This window comes from Escherichia sp. AM3 (genome assembly GCF_032029835.1).
GTDB classification, from domain to species: domain Bacteria; phylum Pseudomonadota; class Gammaproteobacteria; order Enterobacterales; family Enterobacteriaceae; genus Escherichia; species Escherichia coli.
Genome location: NZ_JAVUPQ010000429.1, coordinates 1 through 821, shown reverse-complemented (window position 1 = coordinate 821; position 821 = coordinate 1). Strand labels below are relative to the sequence as shown.

Sequence of the window (821 nt, the reverse complement as noted above, 5' to 3'; positions counted from 1 at the left end):
CTCATTACCAGGTGCAGCATCTATACTATCAACTTTTAGTGAAATTCCGTTTTCTTCAAGTAGCTCTCCCACTTTTCCGCTAAAAACGGTATCCCCCATCTGGATTGAATAATTATTTTTATCCTTAACGGTTAAAATAACTTTTGGTTCTTCTGTATCATCGCCATTGATGTAAAGCCTCGATATTGATATGTTTCCTTCCTTATTTCCCATTAAACGTGCAAAACCACGCCCAAGCAATGGAAAATACTTCTCTTTCACTCTAGCTTGAAGATTTAGATCATCTACTGTTTTTCCCAAAATCATTCGCGATTGAATAAGCGCTATTTCCGGTGCTGACTTAGGCTGGCTATCCGGAAGCATCTGGGTCAGATTACTTAGTATCGCATTAGCCTGTTTCTGTTCAACTTGGATCAGCGCATCAGCTTGATAGATCGGAGTTGCAAAGATTGCATAGATAAGTGCAATTAGTGTAAAGAGGGATGTAACTGATATAATCAGCTTTCGATGATCTATAAACTCACCAATAAGATGACCTAAATCAATACCCTCAGCATCTTTCGACGTAGATTTATTAGTTACTGATGACATGCTATTATTCCTGATTTATGCACCTAGTTTTTGAGCCCAAAGACTACCGGCTTGCTCAATAAGTTTATAGACAGAGTGGAACGCCTCATCACTTTTTCTGTACGGATCCGGAATTTCTCTTTGATTTAGCCAATGTCCGAATAACATTGTTTTCCCTCTAGCTTCAGGTGCAATCTGCCCAATACGCTCAATATGATATTTTTCCATTACTAAGATCAGATCATATTGAC

At 38.5% G+C, this 821-nt stretch carries 1 protein-coding gene and 1 pseudogene; both read right to left on the bottom strand.

The window, feature by feature from the left end:
• On the bottom strand, nt 1–591 hold a 591-nt coding region (locus RTW80_RS26380; protein ID WP_312721033.1), incomplete at its 3' end, for a Wzz/FepE/Etk N-terminal domain-containing protein.
• Between the two features lie 15 nt (nt 592–606).
• Nucleotides 607–821, bottom strand: a pseudogene (locus tag RTW80_RS26375) (protein tyrosine phosphatase); the annotation flags it as partial.